Here is an 18394-nt window from a genome sequence, read left to right as displayed (position 1 = left end):
ATTGCTTTAATTTGGATTATTAGGCGCATTGCATGATGGTCGTCACCCTGAACTTGTTTCAGGGTCTTGATAGTAAGACGGTTTAACAAGAAAGATGCTGAAATAAATTCAGCATGACGATCTCATTAATACAAACATTTAGAAATAAGCATTTATATTTAGCGGATAAACGAACTTAGGTTATCTGATTTATTTCAGGGTCTATCTGGCAGAAAGATAGTGAGACAAAGTTCAGCATGACGAAAACTATAAAAACTAAACAAAAAAAAGCGACGCATTAACTGCGCCGCTCTGCTAATTATATTTAAGAGATTTACTAATAATCAGTAGCTTCAATCTCACTTAAAATTGCCTTATGCTCACTTAATTTTGCACGCGTTTTATCTTTATGTTTAGTAATCTGCTTTCTTAACGACTCGATGGCCAGATCGGTGGCTTCTTCAAATGATTTACATTGTTCCTTCGCGAAGAGGGTGCCTCCGGGTACAATGAGTTTTATCTCACTGATCTTATTCGCCTCGTCCTCTACGTTCTCCAACTTTAAATACACTTCTCCGCTAATGATCTGGTCAAAAAACTGATCAAGCTTATTTGCTTTTTTCTGTATAAAATCTAACAACTTACTATCTGCATTGAAGTGGATTGATTGAACTCCGATTTTCATTTTTCCTCCTTTTTTTATGCCTTTGGATGGGCTTGTTTATAAATTGTTTTTAATCTTTCGATCGAATTGTGGGTGTAAACCTGGGTAGCCGCTAAACTCGAATGACCCAGAAGTTCCTTAATAGCATTTAAATCTGCACCTGCATTTAAAAGGCTGGTTGCATAGCTGTGCCGCAACACGTGGGGGCTTTTCTTTTCATTGGTTGATACATGGTTTAGGTATGAGGTAACAATGCGGTATATTAATTTCGGATATGCCGCTGCACCTGTATTGGTAACGATTAATATTAGTAAATTGTTATTAAAGTTTTGCAACTTTTTTAAGTCAATATAGGTATTTACCTGATTGATAAGCTGTTTATTTATAGGCACTATTCTTTCCTTGTTCCTTTTGCCCAATACCTTTATCGTTCCTGAATAAAGATCAATATCAGTATCTTTTAACTGCAATAGTTCGGTTAAACGTATACCTGTTCCGAAAAGCAGTTCGATAACCAAATGATCGCGGACAGAAGGGAAACTTTCATCGAAATAACGCTCAGAATCCAACAGTTGGTCCATTTTCCGGGCGTCCACAAACACAGGTAGTCTTTTCGGTATTTTAGGTGCTTTAATTAAAAGGATGGGATTTTGATCGATTTTTCCTGAGCGGTGCAAAAACTTGTAAAAACTTCTTAAAGCGGAAATTTTTCTGTTGATGGTATTTTCTGAATTTTCCTTTTCCATCAGCTCCACCAGGTAACTGCGCAGGTGAGTATGTTTTACTTCAGAAAAATCAAGTTCCAATGCTTTAACAAATTCTTCAAACTGATCTAAATCGGTTTGATAAGATGTGACAGTGTGCTGAGAATAGCGCTTCTCGTGAGTTAAATAGGTAATAAAACTTTTTAGCAACATTCAATATCTTTTATGGGGCATTGATATGAAGTTACAAATTGTTTTGATATAAAGAAATCATTAATTAATTGTTTATTGTAAAGTTTTGAATGCCCCCAAAAACAAAAAAGTCTCCCGATGTTAATCGGAAGACTTTAATATATTATATCTTAAACAACTATGCAGTTGTATCTTGATTCATATTCTGAATGTAAACAGCATGTTTAATTTCAGTACGGCGTGCAACGGATTTTTTCTCGTATGCCTGGCGGCTACGTAATTCTCTCAATACACCAGTTTTTTCAAACTTTTTCTTGAAACGTTTAAGGGCTTTATCTAATGATTCGCCGTCTTTAATGTTGATAATGATCATAACGCTGAAATACCTCCTCTCGTGGTTTTTAAATTTTCCCGTATTATCGGGGCTGCAAATGTAAGCAAAATATTGAAAATGAGAAAGATTTTATAGAAAGAAATATTATTTAAATCATTGATTAAACTAAACTATTGTTTACCTACATTTATATATACATTATACTTTATGACAACAGGTAAAAAAGTAGGCTCGATTATCGCCGTTATCGTGGTTATTATATTAATAGCAACTTGTTACTATAGGTATTTCTTTGTCTTTGGTGAAGGTGTTAAAGCAGGCGAATTAAACTATGTGGTGAAAAAAGGCTACGTTTTTAAAACCTATGAAGGCAAATTAATCCAGAGTGGCATAAAATCGCGACAAACAGGAACACTGCAGAACAACGAATTCGAATTTTCTATTGCCAACAAGGAAATTGCTGAAAAAATGATGGCCAATAGTGGCAGGTTTTTCGAATTACACTACAAAGAATATAAACACTCCCTGCCATGGCGCGGATTTAGTGTTTACGTAGTTGATAGCATTTTAACTTCGAAGGATATACCGCAATAAGCGGTTTAGGGTTTAGGGTTTACCTTATACCATAAACTTTCCGCCTCCTAACCTTTTTTAGGCACCTTGGCTCCTGCTTTTCTGGCTTCCGATAATCCGATAGCAATTGCCTGCTTTTTGGAAGTTACTTTTTTACCGGTCCCGCTCTTAAGCTTACCTTCTTTCATTTCGTGCATGGTTTTTTCTACTTTCTCACCAGCTTTTTCTGAATATTTTGCCATTTTTATCGTTCATTAATTCAGTGATCATTTATTCATTGGCAACCGCCAATCGCCAATTGGAAACTGTTAAAGTCTTTATTCAAAACAGCATATCAAGATCAGCAGTTTTAAAATTTTAAATAAAAAATCCGGAGGTGGTTAAACCGTCCGGATTACTCATAATATATTTGGTTTTTAATAAGGGTTAAGGTGTAAGGTTTAGGACGTAGGGTTTAGCGTGATTTGATATTAGCCTTAAACCCTATACTTTTACCACTACCTCGATAATACTTCGCGGGCAATCACAATCTTTTGTATTTCTGAGGTGCCCTCTCCTATTGTACATAATTTACTATCACGATAAAATTTCTCTACCGGAAAATCTTTTGTATAACCATATCCGCCAAAAATCTGAACGGCATCTGTAGCAACTTTCACTGAAACCTCCGAGGCAAAATATTTTGCCATAGCCGATTCTTTTGTCATAGGTAAGTGTCTGTTCTTTAAATCAGCTGCCTGGCGGATCAATAGCGCTGCAGCTTCAATCTCTGTAGCCATATCAGCAAGCTTGAAACTAATGGCCTGGAAACTGGAAATAGGTTGACCAAACTGTTGCCGTTGTTTAGAGTATGCTACCGCAGCATCAAAAGCCCCCTTTGCAATGCCTAAAGCCAAGGCCGCAATAGAAATCCTTCCGCCGTCCAACACTTTCATGGCCTGTTTAAAACCTTCGCCAACATTGCCCAACAGGTTGGTTTTGGGTACACGGCAATTATCAAAAATCATTTCAGTAGTTTCTGATGCCCGCATGCCGAGTTTATTTTCTTTTTTTCCAGCGGAGAAACCCGGCGTACCACGCTCTACTACAATGGCCGAAATTCCTTTTGAACTTCCCTGCTCACCTGTCCTTACCATCACCACCGCAATATCGCCGCTTTTACCATGGGTAATCCAATTTTTTGCACCGTTTATAATGTAATCATCACCATCTTCAACAGCCGTAGTCATCATTCTTAAGGCATCTGAACCAGTATTGGCCTCTGTTAATCCCCAGGCACCAATCCATTCGGCTGTAGCCAGTTTAGGAAGCCATTTCTGTTTCTGTTCTTCGCTGGCAAATGCGAGGATATGCCCCGTACATAAAGAGTTATGTGCTGCTAACGACAAACCGATTGAACCACAAACCCGGGCTACTTCTACAATGACGTCAACATATTCCTGATAGCCTAATCCTGAGCCGCCATATTCTTCGGGAACCAAAACACCCATCAACCCCAATGCTCCGAGCTGCTTAAACAAATCTATAGGAAAATGCTGTGCTTCATCCCATTCCATGATATGCGGACGGATGTTTTTCTCTGCAAAATCGCGGACCATGGCCTTTACACTTTGCTGAGTTTCTGTTTCTGAAAAATCGAAGCTTACGCTCATTAAATATATATTTTTATAGTTAGTTGAGGCAATTATAAACAATTATTTGATAGTTAGTTACCATTAAATATTTGTGCCATTACAGAATGAAATGGTATTCGGTTCAATAAGTTTCCCGGTTAATTTTAAACATCGAAAATTAAGGAGGAAAGTTTTTTATGATTTTTTAAAACGGTAACCGAATATTTTGGAAAATAGCTTCATTTGAATACGGATAAAAGATTAACAGCTTAAAATACTTAAACGTGTTTTTTTAGGAAAGCAGGTTTAGAATCATTAGGATTACGCAGTCCCACTGTCCGCTTTACTGCGTGCCCGCTTCCATTGGGTTTAGGTGGCACGGCCAGTAATCAGATTTGGGTGAAACAACCTGCCTTTAGTTATGCACAAAGGCTTGCAGCACTGTCCTGCGTAACTAAACCTGATCGCAGCGAACACGGAGTGCAACGGAGTAAAGCGAAGAGCAGGAAGAAACCTGACTATGGAATACAGGTTTTGCTTTCCAAAACAACAGAACTCTTAAATACGCTTTCTTTTAGGAAAGCAAGTTGGGAGCATTTAGGATCACGCAGTCCCACTGTCCGCTTTACTGCGTGCCCGCTTCCATTGGGTTTAGGTGGCACGGCCAGTAATCAGATTGGGGTGCAGAAACAACCTGTCTTTAGTTATGCGCAAAGGCTTGCAGCACTGTCCTGCGTAACTAAACCTGATCGCAGCGAACACGGAGTGCAACGGAGTAAAGCGAAGAGCAGGAAGAAACCTGACGATGGAATACAGGTTTTGCTTTCCAAAACAACGGAATTCTTAAATACACTTTTTTTTAGGAAAGCAAATTGGAAGCATTCAGGATCAAGCAGTCCCACTGTCCGCTTTACTGCGTGACCGCTTCCATTGGGTTTAGGTGGCACGGCCGGTAATCAGATTGGGGGTTGCAGCGTGCAGAAACAACCTGCCTTTAGTTATGCGCAAAGGATTGCAGCACTGTCCTGCGTATCTAAACCTGATCGCAGCGAACACGGAGTGCAACGGAGTAAAGCGAAGAGCAGGAAGAAACCTGACGATGAAATACAGATTTTGCTTTCCAAAACAACAGAACTCTTAAATACGCTTTTTTTAGGAAAGCAAATTGGAAGCATTCAGGATCACGCAGTCCCACTGTCCGCTTTACTGCGTGACCGCTTCCATTGGGTTTAGGTGGCACGGCCAGTAATCAGATTTGAGGTTGCAGGGTGCAGAAATAATATGCATTTAAGATTATTATCGTTTACAGCACTATCTTGCGTACTTAAACCTGATCGCAGCGAACACGGAGTGCAACGGAGTAAAGCGAAGAGCAGGGAGAAACTTCCCTATGGAATACAGGTTTTGCTTTCCAAAATCAAAAATTAATATTCTTTCTGGAAAGAAATATAAGGCGTAATCTTATCGATCACTTCCTGATTTAATAAAATGATCTTTTTTAAATCAGCTACACCTGTATAATGGCCATGCTGCCTGCGATATTGAATAATGGCATTGATCTGTTTGAAACTCAGATATGGACTACGCTTTAAATCGTTAAAACCTGCCGTATTGATATTGATTGTTTTTAGCGGTGTATTGCCAATTTTAATCTGGTCTTTAATCTCCGCATACTTAACGGAGTCTAAGCCGTAAACCTCAAGAAGCTGCTCTTTTTTGTAAAAACCACCCAAACGTTCCCTATATTTAATAATTCTACGTGCAAAAGTTTCGCCTATACCTTTAATCTCATCCAATTGTGTAGAATCTGCCGTATTAATATCAACAATTACAAGAGCTTTTTTCACATGTTCTTTTCTTTCAGAAAGCTGGTCATTTTTGTACACCTTAGTTGACTCGGGTATATGTGCATAAGGCAATATCTTTTTATACATTTCCGGCGAAATGGTATACATTTTCTGAAGATCTTCGGGTTTGTAAAATCTGCCACCTTTAGCCGTATAGTTTACAACCGATTGGGCCTGTTTTGCCGATAAGCCTAAAGTTTCCCAACCTTCCTTATTTAAAGTGTTGGGGTTAAATTTAAAAAGTCTGACTATTTTTTTATAACTGGAAGCTTCAATCCTGTCGCGAACAACATGATCATACGCCTTGTCTGTTATACTAATCTGTTGAATCTGCGCCAAAAGATCAGGATCATCCTTCGAAACCGGCTGGAAATGGGTACACAAAATCGGGATAGCCTTAATCACAATAATAATAAAGACCAGGAACAACAGCCCGTTGAATTCACTTTTGCTAACACCAAAATTTTTGTTGAACCAAATTCTCATTGATGCGATATGACATGTGGATTATAAATATAAATCTTATTTTTGGAATTGCAAAACTGCATAGGTTTTGCCTATCAACAATCTAAGAATTATATGAAAATCATAACTACATCTGAGTTTGCGAAAGCAACAAAGATAGATAAGCTAGGTGTGCCAGGTTTAGCAGGTTTGATGATGGAGATCATGAAACTGAACGACATTAATGATGTATTTGCTCAAAATCAACACTTTAAAGGCTTAGAATTTGTAGACAAGATATTGGAAACCATTGGTGTTTCTATAGAATTCGACGATGATGACTTAAATAGTATCCCGAAAACAGGACCTTTTATCGCTATTGCAAATCACCCTTATGGCGGTGTAGAAGGTTTGGCCCTGGTTAAACTATTGTGTACGGTTAGGCCAGATGCCAAGGTAATGGTCAATTTTATTCTGAAAAAAATACCAAACCTTGATGAGTTTTTTGTGGCGGTTAATCCTTTCGAAAATGTGCAGCATTCTTCCAGCATCAGCGGATTAAAAACTACGTTTGACCTGCTCAGAAACGGAACACCGATTGGTATTTTCCCTGCCGGAGAAGTATCTACTTTTAAATTAGATGCTCAGCAGGTAACCGACAGGATGTGGCACCCTGTTGTTGGAAAACTGATTGCTAAAGCTAAAGTACCCGTTGTACCGATTTATTTCCATGGTAATAATGGCGTTTTCTTTAATATTTTGAGCTTTATACACCCTACCCTGCGCACGGCAAAGCTACCTTCAGAATTTTTAAACAAACATGGACGAACCATCAAGGTCCGGATTGGTAAGCCAATAGCCGTTTCTGAAATTTCGCACATGAACAGCAGCAATAAGCTAATGGACTTTTTAAGAGCCCGTACCTACGCGCTTGGTATTGGTTTAGATACTGAGAAAAAACTCTTTAACCCGTTAAACCTGTTTAAAATTAAAAAGAAACCTGCGGAGGTAATTGAAGAAACCTCAAGGCTCCTGATTAAAAATGAGGTAGCAGCTCTGGAAGATTTCAGGGTCTGGACGGAGAAAAATTATGAGGTATATATTGTCCCAACTTTAAAAATCCCTAATATTTTAAGGGAAATCGGCCGTTTACGCGAAATCACTTTCCGTGAGGTTGGCGAGGGCACCAATAAAAAAATCGACCTGGATAATTACGATATTTACTATAACCATTTATTTATATGGGATAAAGATTTAGAAAATATTGTAGGAGCTTACCGGATTGGAAAAGGTGATGAGATTTTAGAAAGCATGGGACGCCGTGGTTTTTACCTTTCTGAACTCTTTAAAATGAAAGATCAATTCTACCCGATGTTGAGACAAGGTATTGAATTGGGCAGATCATGGATCAGAAAAGAATACCAGGGTAAACCACTTCCCCTATTCCTGTTATGGAAAGGGATTTTAAAATACCTGATCGATAATCCACAGTACCGTTATATGTTCGGTCCTGTAAGTATCAGTAATAATTTCTCGAAATTCAGCAAGGCTTTAATTGTAGATTACATCACCAAGAACCATTTCGATTACGAAATGGCCAAATACGTTAAACCGCGAAACAAATTTAAAGCCGATTTATTGCCTATTTCTACCGATACCCTGGTTGACAGCAGCGAATCTTTCAAAGATCTGGACAGCATTATCGGAGACATCGAAAACACGCATATTAAAATCCCGGTATTGTTGAGGCAGTACATGAACCTGAATGCAAAGATCATCTCATTCAATATCGACCCTAAGTTTTCTGATTGTTTAGATGGTTTCTTAGTGGTTGATACCCACAGTATTCCAGCAGAAATTTTGGAAAAACTCGGCAAAAACTTATAATTTAAGGCAATAAAAAACCCAGACATCCATCTGGGTTTTTTATTATCAACTAACCTAAACTTTATAAATACTAACCAAATATTTATGCCACAAAAGTAGGCTGGCCATGTTAAATTGGTATTAATGAAATGTTATTTATAGAAATTTATTAATGACTGACGAAATTTGCTTACATCAGTAATTGATATGAAAAAACTCAGGCTTTAGCAGGCCGGCCACTATGTTAACACAATATTAAGACAGCCTAAATGGTTCTCATAAAGAAATTGTTGATTTTGTATTAATAATAAGTAAATTTAATGTAACCAAATATGGCGCGGTTTGAAAAGAGGAATTTACATCTACATTTTGAGGACTATTTTGTTCGCTGGCCTGATGACAAATGCCATCAGCTCAAAGGGACAACAATACGCTTTCGATTTTTACGAAGGAACTTTTAATTTCAATGTCGATTCCACAATAGTTTTTCCCATACCTCAAACGGCAACAGCTTCAGCAGTTTCGAACTTTTATCATCAGGTCTCTTCCGGACGATACGCTTCCCTTATCTCATCTTTAGAAACGTACCAGAAAAAATTTAATTTAAACGACTGGATTTATTATCAACTGATCCGCAAAACAGCAGAACAGATTAGTCCCAAAGCCAACAACTATTTTGGATATACATTATATAAATGGTTTTTACTAAGTAAATGCGGCTACGATGCAAGGTTGGCGGTAGGCAACGACCAGGTCATTTTTTATGTAAGAAACGAAGAAGACATCAGCGATATTCCGTTTTTTATGATTGACGGGCAAAAGTTTACATACCTGAACTACCATGATTACGGCAAACTATTTAAACAGGCCGATGCTTACAAACCGATAAAGATATCAATACCAGAAGCCAAGAATCCATTTTCCTATAAGGTAACCAGAATGCCCGATTTTAAGCCTGAAAGTTACGAGGAAAAAGACATTGAATTTAGCTACCGACAGAAAATACATCATTTTAAACTTAAAGTTAATCAGGATGTACAGACCATTTTTAAAAATTATCCGGTAGTTGATTTTGAGAGTTATTTCAATATCCCGCTGAGCAGAGAAACGTACAGTTCTCTTATTCCCACACTGAAAGAAAATCTGAAAAACATGGATCAGAAAAAAGGTGTGGACTACCTGATGAGATTTACACGTTATGGCTTTCTATATGAAGATGACAATGAAAACTATGGTAAGGAAAAACGCTTTTCTCCGGAACAAACTTTATTGAGTACATATAGCGACTGCGACGACCGGGCCGCATTATTCTTTTACCTGGTAAAGGAAATATATAACCTGCCAATGATTGCATTACTATACCCCAAACATTTAACCATTGCGGTACAGTTTGACAAACCAGTGGGTGAAGCAGTTACTTATAAGGGCAAAAAATATTCTTATTGTGAACCTACCCCTCAGGCACAAAACTTAAAAATAGGGCAAATTGCCACCAACCTGAAAAACCTGAAGTATGAGGTGGTATATGCTTATGAGCCTGGCAACAAATGAAAGACCGGACAGGTTAAGCTAAGGTTAACCATAAGTTAAGATGATGTTATCTTATCGATAAGAAGTATATTAACACTTTATTTACCGTATTTTTAAGGGTTAATCTGAAAAAACACATGGCCGCCATCATCTATACTGTTATTAAGGAATTCTTTGTCGAAATTCACGGCTATCCGGTAAAGGCCAGGATTCTATCTCCAATTAATGACGACAAAACCTTTACATTTCAGGTCAGTTCGCACTTTAAAAATACCAGCGGACAGGAAGCCAATGTACCGGCTTCCACATTTACCTCTTATGCCAATGCAGAACGCCATTTGTTGGGCTACCTGGAGGCCTTTCAAAATACATTGGATTTAGGTGGTGAAGTAGCACCAGGAAATGCTTTTTAATTATTCTCTTTATCGTCTTTCTCCGCGGGAAGTTCTGATTGGATTACCTCCTCCTCAAACTCCTTTTTGTCTTTTTGGTTTCTGACGACCAGATAAATAATTAAAATAATGACCAGAACTGCAACGCCTATTACTATTGGATAATTCATATTTGTTCGATTAAATACCAGTCTATGCAATTTAACCTAAGTTATGACAAATATTTTGTATGTTAAGCAGCCATCTGAGTGTTAACATAATCATAATATTAACTTAACTTTCTGTTTTTCTACTTTTGTAAAAACCCATAAGTAGATGAAAAAGAATAAATCCAAGTCGAAAAATCATTCGACCAATAAAAAGCTACGTAAAGAATTAGAATCGAAATTAACCTTTGCATTTAATGAATTAGTTAATCAATATGGCAAAGCAAAAAAAATCGACAAAGTAATTGAGAAGTTTGCCAAACAACTTGCTAAAAAGGTAACTATTCCTGCTGTAGATGATTCTATTGTGCCGTTTATTAAGGAAGAAGAACAAGCTGCACCACCCGTTAAAGAAAAGCCAACAAAATCCTCAGCAGTAAAAACCGTTACCAAAAAAGCCAAAGTGACGGAAAAAGAAGAGGCGGAATTAAAATAGATTAAAAAAAGGCTGTCTCAAAATAAATGAGACAGCCTCTTTTAAATTAAATCCTAAAAATCTTAATAGACATTAGTTTGAGGCGTAAAGTTAGCCCAACCTGATGTCCAGTCTGAAGTGCCGAATGCACCACGATAAGTTACGACATCAAAACCAGTTAAGCCTGTAAAACTAGCGCCTGCTAATAAAATTGACCCCGTATTTAATGTGAATTTAGGAGTAGCACCTAAATCAAAAATAGTTTCATCGATTCCTAAATCCTGCCATTTCCCATATGTTTCATTTCCAAATGATGCTGTTTTAAACCAAACATCAATTGCCTGCGTACCTACATTGCCAGTTGATTTCGTTTCAACACCCACTGGGTTAGGGAATGTTGTTGTACCTCCTGTACCATAACCGTTTGCTCCCCAACCATCAACACCTGCTAAAACAATATTTTTTAATACTAATTCGCCATTTGCAGCATTTGCCAAAGTGGTTGCCCCATCAATAAACAATCCATTAGGGTATGCTGTAAATACAGAATTGTAGATTTTTATTTTATTATTTCTTCTCAAATGCATTGCATTTTGAAATTGAGTTGAAATGGTTTTGGTTCTGTCTTTCTTTGGGCCAATAATAGTTACATTAGAAAACTGAGGTGATGTGTAAGGTGTAACACTTGATCCAGTTCCATCATTATCAACTTCAAAACCATTAGAACCAGATTGGTCGGCAGAATTTGCATCACGGATGCCAATAGCAAACTGTACGGTACCACGGAAACCAAAATCAACGTCAAAATCATCATCAAGCCCACGGTAAGCGATCAAGTGTTTCGCATTTACAGTTCCACCAAACCATTCAAAAGCATCATCTAGACCATAAGAACATTGCACGTAATCAATTACAGTTCCAGAACCTACTGAACCCATGGTTAATGAGTTAACCTCCTGGTTAGGGTTAATCGGCGTACCAGCATAATCAATTCTTACATATTTTAAAATACCAGAATTATCTGTATCAACCGTGCCACCGTGCCAGCCTTCGTAAGCGCCTTCTAATTCGGTTTCACCACCTGATTGATTGTTAGTTGCTTTTCCACATAATACAACACCACCCCAATCTCCTGGCTCACGTAATCCCGGAGCACGTTCTGAAGTAAAAATAATTGGTTGAGATGCAGTTCCTTCGGCAATTAATTTATTTCCTCTTTGTACAACCAAAGTACCTTTTGTCTCTCTGTCGCCGATAATCACCGTACCCGCTTCAATCTCTAAGGTAACTCCTTCAATTGCTGCTAAGCCTGCTTTATTTTTTGCATCTCTTCCCACTCTAACAAAACCATTAAGTCTGTAAATTTTGTCTTTAGTCCACTTAGTGTTGGTCGTAATACTTCCGTTTGCAACTTCTACTATTGGTTTAGTAAATCCAGTAGCTGGATTTGTACCTGTACCAGATCCGTTACCAGAATTATATCCAGCTTCATTGTATTCGATAATAGTTGTTCTTTTACATGAACTAAAAATTAATGTTCCTGCCAAAACAAATACCATTGTTTTGAATCCATTAGTACCAAATTTTGGCTTGTAAAGCTTTTTCATATTCATTTTTCCTATTTAAGTCTTTATTTTTATTTAAAATATTTTGTAAGAAAGCGTTAATCCGAACTGACGGCCACTCCTAAATTGGGCCGTAACCTGATCTTCTGACTGATCGAATTTTCCATCTTGATTTCCGTCTTGCATCAATGTAAAGTTTTGGTTGAGCAAGTCGTTGAAGTTGGCTTTTAGGGATAGTTTATTGGTGAAATTTTTCGTCACAACTAAATCAACCACGTTTCTTGGCATCTCGTAAATATCCCTGATCAGATCTGTGCCAACAAATGCAATACGTTTTCCAGCAACATTATAAAGCAGGTTAACCTGGAATTTAGATTTAATGTTATTATAGAATATCGCTGCGTTTAAAATATATGGTGATTGTCCTTGCATAGGGCGATTATTGGATTGTCCAATTGCGCTGGCACCATCAAACATCACTTTACTATTAATGTATGAAGCATTTAGCAAAATGGTGATATCGTTTAAAAACTTACTTTCACTTAACCCTGCAAGCGATTTACGCATTTCTAGTTCTACTCCTATATTTCTAACGTTCTGAGCGTTATTGAAATTAAAAGACTGCGCATTAGAACCTGGTATAGCAGTCATCTCGATGGCGTCTTTAAATTTTTTGTAGAAGCCTGAAATACTGATCAGTTCGCTTGTTGATGGATAGAATTCATATTTTAAATCGTAATTATCAATCTTTGCTGTTTTTAAATTTGGATTTCCGGCAACATTGAAATTCTGATCAAAATCATAAAATGAAAAGGGTGCAATCTCTCTAAATTCTGGTCTGTTTAATGTTTTACCATAAGCCAGTCTGAATAAAGATTTTTCGTTTATATTAAACTGGATGTTTGCCGAAGGAAGTACCCTCGTAATATCATTATTAACGTTAACAGGGCCTCCAGTATCAAAACTGTTCAGTTTCTGAACGTTATTTTCTACTCTTGCACCTGCAACTACGGTTAATTTATCTTTATATGGCAGAACAAAATTGGCGAATCCAGCTAATAGTTTATTTGAAGCATCATAGTTGTCATATGGATTAGATTTTTCGTCCAATCTGATTCCCGTTGTTGTATTAATATTTTTCCAGTCGAAAAGTTCTTCTATAGTTCCCTTTAACAACGACTGATCAAATTGTAATGAATTTGCCCGCACGTAACCGATGTTTCTAGAAGAAAATGTTCTTTGCTTATCTTCATAATAACCACCAACTTTTATTGAAGGCTTAAAACCCTCAGATTTTGGAGCAAGTGCCTGTTCAACATTAAATGCACCGGTTTTAATGTCTTCATTCATTTTGGAATAAAACCGACCCAGGAACTCTGGCTGGGCACCACCAGTTGGCACGAAGATATTATAAGTACCATCTCCATTAGCAAGTGTTCTGTAACGCGAGTAATCTGGCTGATCTCTGAATGATTTACTATAACCTAATACCCAGTCAAACTTGGTATGCTCTTCATTAAATTTATGAACACCCGATAATTGCCCTGAATAAATGCCACGATATAAAACATTCGATGCATAATTGGCGTATTCCTGCTGTTTTTCAGAACCAAGGCGACTAACATATTGTGATGTACTTAATTGATTATATAGGTTTTTAAACTCGAAAGTATTGTTATTATTTAATTTAAAGGCCCAGTTATGTACAAGCCCTAAACGGACATTGTAGGTATACTGATCGTCATTATATCTGTAATTTTCTTCAGCGATTTTCGAAATTGGATCATAAACCTCGTAATTTCCTCTAAACACGGCATTATTTGTTTTACTGTTGCTATAGGTAATCGCCGTAATATTTCCCAATAATTTATTGTTGATGTTAAATCGTTTGCTACCGTAAATATTTAGCTTTTGATCCAAATTAGCCGTATTAACTTCTGGTAACCAGTTATTCCTAAGTGCATGCCCGGCCGCGTTCAATTTGCTGGCACTAACCTGGTTTAAATTTGAAGGGAAATTAACAGGTAAATCATTTTCACCTGTATTGAAGCCAGTAAAATATAAGCTTCCGGTATTAGTTCTTTTGAAATCTTTAAAAGTAGCATTTTGACGGTAACTAGTTCCATAATCGATTGTTAATCGATCATCATCAGGTATGCTTTTAAGAAAAACCTTAACAACACCTCCTGCAAAATCTGCGGGAATATCAGCCGAAGGACTTTTATAAACCAATACACGATCAATTTGATTGCTTGGTATTAAATCAAATGAAAAAGACCGAACATCCGTTTCTAAGCTGGGTGCGGTTACATTATTTAACTGAACATTATTATAACGTTCCGCCAGACCACGGATATTAATAAAACGATTGTCTACAATCGTAATACCGGGAACACGTTTTACTACTTGCGCAGCATCTGTATCACCGGATCGCTGAATGGTTTGAGCGGAAACTCCGTTTGCAATTGATTGAGATTTTTTCAGCTCTGCCAAAAGAGATACTTCAGTACCTGATTTCCTGGCGCCCGTAATTACAACATCGTTAAGGGTAGATTGATCATCTTCCATCACAACATCTATCACAGTTGTTTTTCCTGGAGTAACTTTTACATTAGGAATTACCTGTTTTTTAAAGGAAATAAAAGAAAAACTTACACGGTAAGTTCCTGGTTTTACAGTATTTAAAATATAATTACCATCAGCATCACTGGTAGTACCAATTGATGTTCCTTCTATCAATACAGATAGGCCCACCAACGTTTGCCCCGTAGATTTATCCGTTATTTTACCAGAAATTTTTCCGGTCTGTGCATACGAAAGTATGCTGATCGTTAGCGCGAACACAGTAAGTGCCGCCCTTTTAAAAGAGTTTAGTAAGTCCAATTTGCCTTTATTTGATAAGGGCAAAATTATTACCACAGTGTTAACTGTAAGTTAGATGTTAATTAAGATTGCTTTACTTTAAGGTTAATTAAATATTAACAAGCATTTTTGATCAGTAACGGATGCCCGCCTTTTTGCAAATAAAGTGAAGTAACCAAATCGGACCAATTAACAGGAATTTAACGTCATCTAAGAATGATGGTTTTTTTCCCTCTATTTTATGGCCGATAAACTGACCAACCCAGGCCGCTACAAATATTGCGGCATAAATGACATAAGCAGTTCCGCTCCCTAAACCTACAGCCTGTTCAATTTTGACGATAACGTAACTCATTATTCCCACCACCCAGATCATCATGAAAAACAGTACCGGAGACAATGTAAAATAATAATACAGGCTAAAGGCAAGTAGAAAGGAAGCCCAGTTAAAGAATCCATTATAACTGCCCAGAAATCCCAAATGCGGGAAAGGAATCTGCCATACCAAACCTAATAAGCTAAATACAATTAATGGAACACAGATCCAGTGCACCAGTTTGTTAGTCGGATTTTGATGACTTTCGGCGTACTTGTCAAAAAGTACATCAACAGGTCTCTTAGGTTCAATTTTAATGGTTTGCTTGCTCATTATGTAAAAATAAAAAAAGCGATGGAATATCCATCGCTTTATATTTTGTTTAATTCATAGACCTTATAGGTTTTGAAAACCTATAAGGTCTTAAAAATATTACTTCGCAAAAGCTACAGAACGGGTTTCCCTGATTACGGTAACCTTAATCTGTCCCGGATAGGTCATTTCTGTTTGGATACGGGTAGAAATATCAGCAGCTAACAATTCAGCCTGAGCATCGGTAATGCGCTCGCTTTCTACAATTACACGTAGTTCTCTACCGGCCTGAATGGCGAAAGTTTTCTCAACACCTGGATAAGAAAGAGCCAACTCTTCTAAATCCTTAAGGCGTTTAATATAACTTTCCACTACCTCACGGCGTGCACCCGGACGAGCGCCAGAAATGGCATCACAAGCCTGTACAATTGGTGAGATCATTGAAGTCATCTCAATTTCATCGTGGTGGGCACCAATGGCATTACAAATTTCAGGGTGTTCTTTATACTTTTCGGCCAGCTGCATACCCAAAATAGCGTGTGGCAATTCTGGATTATCATCAGGCACTTTACCAATATCGTGTAGTAAACCTGCACGTTTAGCCATTTTAGCATTTAAGCCTAATTCTGCAGCCATTGTAGCACAGAAATTAGCTACTTCACGTGAGTGATGTAATAAGTTTTGTCCATAAGATGAACGGTAACGCATACGGCCAACCATGCGGATCAATTCAGGATGCAAGCCGTGAATACCCAAATCGATTACGGTACGCTCGCCGATCTCTACAATCTCATCTTCGATCTGTTTTTTGGTTTTGGCTACAATTTCTTCAATACGTGCCGGGTGGATACGACCATCAGTTACCAAACGGTGTAAAGCCAAACGGGCTATCTCTCTCCTTACCGGGTCGAAACCTGATAAAATGATGGCTTCCGGCGTATCGTCTACAATAATTTCGATACCGGTTGCTGCTTCCAAAGCACGGATATTTCTACCTTCTCTACCAATAACGCGACCTTTGATCTCGTCACTTTCGATGTGGAAAATAGATACAGAATTTTCAATTGCCGCCTCTGTAGCAGTACGCTGGATGGTTTGGATAACTACTTTTTTAGCTTCTTTACTCGCCGTTAATTTGGCTTCATCCACAATATCCTTCACCTGCATCATGGCCTGGGTGCGGGCTTCTTGTTTCAGATTTTCTACCAATTGTTCTTTGGCTTCTTCGGCAGAAAGGCCGGCAATGGTTTCCAATTGCTTTAGATGCTGGTTTTTGAGTACCTCTACTTCTTCCTGCTTTTTAACCGCAAGTTCAGTCTGTTTTTCGAGGTTAATTTTATGCTTTTCGAGTTCCTGCTCTTTTCTATTAAAATTTTCCATGCGCTGATTTACCGATTGCTCTTTTTGCTTAATGGTATTTTCGCGCTGGTTAATGGTATTGTTTCTGGCACTAACTTCTTGTTCGTGCTCGGCTTTTAACTGTAAAAATTTCTCTTTTGCTTCTAAAAGTTTATTCTTTTTTAAAATTTCTGCATTGTTTTCTGCATCTTTTAAAATCTTTTTCACTTTGTTCTGTGCGGCAATTTCTTGCTGTTTAAGCAAGTTACGCAGGAGAAATCTTCCTATTACTACTCCGATAGCTATACCCGCTATCACGGCAAATACGTATCCTAATATTTCAACTATTTCCATTTTGTTTTTTATGTAAAAAAAAACCGCAACTAATTTTTAAAGTCTCATACATTTTAAACCTCAACTAAGCATAATTAGGGTTTAAGCCATTTTCAGGTGCAATAGCAAATGAAATACGCCCTCTTAACCCTATAGATATTGAAGTGTTAAGTTTTATAAAATTTGAAACTCAAAAACCAGCCGCGGCTATGTTTTTATGCTAAATATTGGCATCATTTAAGCGCTGAACAGGTCAGCGTAATGAAATGCCGAAAGAACGAACCTTATTTTGCAAAGAAATTACTGAGTAAAACATCCAATTCTTCAACTTTATCGGCAACAGCAGTATCCTGGCTCTGTACTTTGTTTTCTGTTCTTAACACGGCTGTTGCATAATGCAATACAGCCATAGAAAGAAGGTCTTGCTTATCTCTAACCGCATAATTATCCTGGTAATCTTTTATGCGCTCATTGATCATTTTCGCTGCCCGTCTCACAATTTCTTCCTCTTCCATGTTCACCTTTAATGGGTAAATACGGTCGGAAATGGTTATTTTAATCGAGATTTCTCCCATTTGTTAGCTTAGTTTCTGATTTCCTTGCATCACTATTTTTTTAATAATGCAATACTTTTATCAATCTCCCGCACAAAATCGTTAATTTTTTGTTTAATGTCAAGCGATTTTTCACTTGTCCCCTCGATACTTTTAGCCAATTTTGTAACCCTCAATTTTTCATCAAGTTCTACATTTTTTTCTTTCGCTGTATCAAGTGCTACCTTTAACGATTGGTTTTCAAGCTTTAATAAATCATTTTCTTCCTGTAGCGCATTACATAACTCAATTACCCGAGCCGTTTTTTGTAATACTTTATCTAATTGATCTGCAACAGAAGCCATGAATTTATTTC

19 protein-coding genes are annotated in these 18394 nt (G+C 37.5%); 6 read left to right on the top strand and 13 right to left on the bottom strand.

Annotation, left to right across the window (positions count from 1 at the left end; translation table 11 throughout):
• Window positions 1-316 precede the first annotated feature (316 nt).
• The 3 genes from hpf to rpsU all read right to left on the bottom strand — a co-directional run bounded on the left by hpf (window position 317) and on the right by rpsU (window position 1912).
• Window positions 317-664 (bottom strand): ribosome hibernation-promoting factor, HPF/YfiA family, encoded by a 348-nt coding sequence (gene hpf, locus BM107_RS09890; RefSeq protein WP_090982779.1) that lies wholly within the window; start codon window positions 662-664, stop codon window positions 317-319.
• Window positions 665-678: 14 nt separating this feature from the next.
• Window positions 679-1560 carry a tyrosine-type recombinase/integrase gene (locus BM107_RS09885; protein WP_090982777.1) on the bottom strand — a complete coding sequence of 294 codons (882 nt, stop codon included), beginning with the start codon at window positions 1558-1560 and terminating at the stop codon, window positions 679-681.
• A 157-nt stretch (window positions 1561-1717) separates the two neighbouring features.
• Window positions 1718-1912 carry a 30S ribosomal protein S21 gene (gene rpsU, locus BM107_RS09880; RefSeq protein WP_086549247.1) on the bottom strand — a complete coding sequence of 65 codons (195 nt, stop codon included), beginning with the start codon at window positions 1910-1912 and terminating at the stop codon, window positions 1718-1720.
• 168 nt (window positions 1913-2080) lie between these two features.
• On the opposite strand from rpsU, the gene BM107_RS09875 reads away from it, so the two are divergent.
• Window positions 2081-2467 carry a hypothetical protein gene (locus BM107_RS09875; protein WP_090982775.1) on the top strand — a complete coding sequence of 129 codons (387 nt, stop codon included), beginning with the start codon at window positions 2081-2083 and terminating at the stop codon, window positions 2465-2467.
• 47 nt (window positions 2468-2514) lie between these two features.
• On the opposite strand, the gene BM107_RS24865 is transcribed toward BM107_RS09875, so the two are convergent.
• Window positions 2515-2688 (bottom strand): DUF6496 domain-containing protein, encoded by a 174-nt coding sequence (locus BM107_RS24865; RefSeq protein ID WP_166672317.1) that lies wholly within the window; start codon window positions 2686-2688, stop codon window positions 2515-2517.
• Between the two features lie 255 nt (window positions 2689-2943).
• Window positions 2944-4098, bottom strand: a complete 1155-nt coding sequence (locus BM107_RS09870; protein ID WP_090982773.1) for an acyl-CoA dehydrogenase family protein — start codon at window positions 4096-4098, stop codon at window positions 2944-2946.
• A 360-nt stretch (window positions 4099-4458) separates the two neighbouring features.
• Between BM107_RS09870 and BM107_RS09865 the strand changes: the two genes are divergently transcribed.
• The gene (locus BM107_RS09865) at window positions 4459-4980 is read left to right on the top strand and encodes a hypothetical protein (RefSeq protein WP_139222287.1); all 522 of its coding nucleotides are present in this window, start codon (window positions 4459-4461) and stop codon (window positions 4978-4980) included.
• Between the two features lie 503 nt (window positions 4981-5483).
• On the opposite strand, the gene BM107_RS09855 is transcribed toward BM107_RS09865, so the two are convergent.
• Entirely contained in the window at window positions 5484-6392 is a 909-nt protein-coding gene (locus tag BM107_RS09855) for a ComEA family DNA-binding protein (protein ID WP_090982765.1), read from the bottom strand.
• Window positions 6393-6485: 93 nt separating this feature from the next.
• Here BM107_RS09855 and BM107_RS09850 point away from each other — a divergent pair, with 93 nt between their 5' ends.
• The 3 genes from BM107_RS09850 (at window position 6486) to BM107_RS09840 (ending at window position 10159) form a co-directional block, all read left to right on the top strand.
• The gene (locus tag BM107_RS09850; RefSeq protein ID WP_090982762.1) at window positions 6486-8237 is read left to right on the top strand and encodes a lysophospholipid acyltransferase family protein; all 1752 of its coding nucleotides are present in this window, start codon (window positions 6486-6488) and stop codon (window positions 8235-8237) included.
• Window positions 8238-8558: 321 nt separating this feature from the next.
• Window positions 8559-9767: a hypothetical protein gene (locus BM107_RS09845; RefSeq protein ID WP_317614798.1), complete on the top strand. Its 1209-nt coding sequence runs from the start codon at window positions 8559-8561 to the stop codon at window positions 9765-9767.
• A gap of 116 nt (window positions 9768-9883) precedes the next feature.
• On the top strand, window positions 9884-10159 hold the full coding sequence (locus BM107_RS09840) for a hypothetical protein (RefSeq protein WP_090982758.1): 276 nt from the start codon (window positions 9884-9886) through the stop codon (window positions 10157-10159).
• Here the strand turns inward: BM107_RS09840 and BM107_RS24860 are convergent.
• Window positions 10156-10308, bottom strand: a complete 153-nt coding sequence (locus BM107_RS24860) for a hypothetical protein (RefSeq protein WP_167543440.1) — start codon at window positions 10306-10308, stop codon at window positions 10156-10158. The two genes, BM107_RS09840 and BM107_RS24860, sit on opposite strands and share 4 nt — an antisense overlap.
• Before the next feature lie 145 nt (window positions 10309-10453).
• Here BM107_RS24860 and BM107_RS09835 point away from each other — a divergent pair, with 145 nt between their 5' ends.
• A complete protein-coding gene (locus BM107_RS09835; RefSeq protein ID WP_090982756.1) occupies window positions 10454-10780 on the top strand; it encodes a hypothetical protein in 327 nt (108 codons plus the stop codon).
• A gap of 62 nt (window positions 10781-10842) precedes the next feature.
• Here BM107_RS09835 and BM107_RS09830 read toward each other — a convergent pair whose 3' ends face one another.
• The 6 genes from BM107_RS09830 to BM107_RS09805 all read right to left on the bottom strand — a co-directional run bounded on the left by BM107_RS09830 (window position 10843) and on the right by BM107_RS09805 (window position 18383).
• Window positions 10843-12372: a hypothetical protein gene (locus tag BM107_RS09830; protein ID WP_090982754.1), complete on the bottom strand. Its 1530-nt coding sequence runs from the start codon at window positions 12370-12372 to the stop codon at window positions 10843-10845.
• Window positions 12373-12399: 27 nt separating this feature from the next.
• On the bottom strand, window positions 12400-15207 hold the full coding sequence (locus tag BM107_RS09825) for a TonB-dependent receptor (protein ID WP_159435217.1): 2808 nt from the start codon (window positions 15205-15207) through the stop codon (window positions 12400-12402).
• Window positions 15208-15319: 112 nt separating this feature from the next.
• Window positions 15320-15835 (bottom strand): Mpo1 family 2-hydroxy fatty acid dioxygenase, encoded by a 516-nt coding sequence (locus BM107_RS09820; protein WP_090982750.1) that lies wholly within the window; start codon window positions 15833-15835, stop codon window positions 15320-15322.
• Window positions 15836-15934: 99 nt separating this feature from the next.
• A complete protein-coding gene (rny, locus tag BM107_RS09815) occupies window positions 15935-17506 on the bottom strand; it encodes a ribonuclease Y (RefSeq protein ID WP_090982748.1) in 1572 nt (523 codons plus the stop codon).
• 263 nt (window positions 17507-17769) lie between these two features.
• Window positions 17770-18060: a cell division protein ZapA gene (locus BM107_RS09810; RefSeq protein WP_090982746.1), complete on the bottom strand. Its 291-nt coding sequence runs from the start codon at window positions 18058-18060 to the stop codon at window positions 17770-17772.
• A 32-nt stretch (window positions 18061-18092) separates the two neighbouring features.
• Window positions 18093-18383: a hypothetical protein gene (locus BM107_RS09805; protein ID WP_090982743.1), complete on the bottom strand. Its 291-nt coding sequence runs from the start codon at window positions 18381-18383 to the stop codon at window positions 18093-18095.
• Between the last annotated feature and the right edge of the window lie 11 nt (window positions 18384-18394).

The organism is Pedobacter suwonensis (genome assembly GCF_900111825.1).
In the GTDB taxonomy this organism is placed as follows: domain Bacteria; phylum Bacteroidota; class Bacteroidia; order Sphingobacteriales; family Sphingobacteriaceae; genus Pedobacter; species Pedobacter suwonensis.
Note: the sequence above shows the minus strand (reverse complement) of the source record. Positions and strands in the feature narration are given on the sequence as shown.

Excerpts from the sequence above, each read along its gene's own strand:
- hpf (WP_090982779.1), bottom strand. The coding sequence starts at position 664 with ATGAAAATCGGAGTTCAATCAATCCACTTCAATGCAGATAGTAAGTTG.
- BM107_RS09885 (WP_090982777.1), bottom strand. The coding sequence starts at position 1,560 with ATGTTGCTAAAAAGTTTTATTACCTATTTAACTCACGAGAAGCGCTAT.
- rpsU (WP_086549247.1), bottom strand. The coding sequence starts at position 1,912 with ATGATCATTATCAACATTAAAGACGGCGAATCATTAGATAAAGCCCTT.
- BM107_RS09875 (WP_090982775.1), top strand. The coding sequence starts at position 2,081 with ATGACAACAGGTAAAAAAGTAGGCTCGATTATCGCCGTTATCGTGGTT.
- BM107_RS24865 (WP_166672317.1), bottom strand. The coding sequence starts at position 2,688 with ATGGCAAAATATTCAGAAAAAGCTGGTGAGAAAGTAGAAAAAACCATG.
- BM107_RS09870 (WP_090982773.1), bottom strand. The coding sequence starts at position 4,098 with ATGAGCGTAAGCTTCGATTTTTCAGAAACAGAAACTCAGCAAAGTGTA.
- BM107_RS09855 (WP_090982765.1), bottom strand. The coding sequence starts at position 6,392 with ATGAGAATTTGGTTCAACAAAAATTTTGGTGTTAGCAAAAGTGAATTC.
- BM107_RS09850 (WP_090982762.1), top strand. The coding sequence starts at position 6,486 with ATGAAAATCATAACTACATCTGAGTTTGCGAAAGCAACAAAGATAGAT.
- BM107_RS09840 (WP_090982758.1), top strand. The coding sequence starts at position 9,884 with ATGGCCGCCATCATCTATACTGTTATTAAGGAATTCTTTGTCGAAATT.
- BM107_RS24860 (WP_167543440.1), bottom strand. The coding sequence starts at position 10,308 with ATGAATTATCCAATAGTAATAGGCGTTGCAGTTCTGGTCATTATTTTA.
- BM107_RS09835 (WP_090982756.1), top strand. The coding sequence starts at position 10,454 with ATGAAAAAGAATAAATCCAAGTCGAAAAATCATTCGACCAATAAAAAG.
- BM107_RS09830 (WP_090982754.1), bottom strand. The coding sequence starts at position 12,372 with ATGAATATGAAAAAGCTTTACAAGCCAAAATTTGGTACTAATGGATTC.
- BM107_RS09820 (WP_090982750.1), bottom strand. The coding sequence starts at position 15,835 with ATGAGCAAGCAAACCATTAAAATTGAACCTAAGAGACCTGTTGATGTA.
- rny (WP_090982748.1), bottom strand. The coding sequence starts at position 17,506 with ATGGAAATAGTTGAAATATTAGGATACGTATTTGCCGTGATAGCGGGT.
- BM107_RS09810 (WP_090982746.1), bottom strand. The coding sequence starts at position 18,060 with ATGGGAGAAATCTCGATTAAAATAACCATTTCCGACCGTATTTACCCA.
- BM107_RS09805 (WP_090982743.1), bottom strand. The coding sequence starts at position 18,383 with ATGGCTTCTGTTGCAGATCAATTAGATAAAGTATTACAAAAAACGGCT.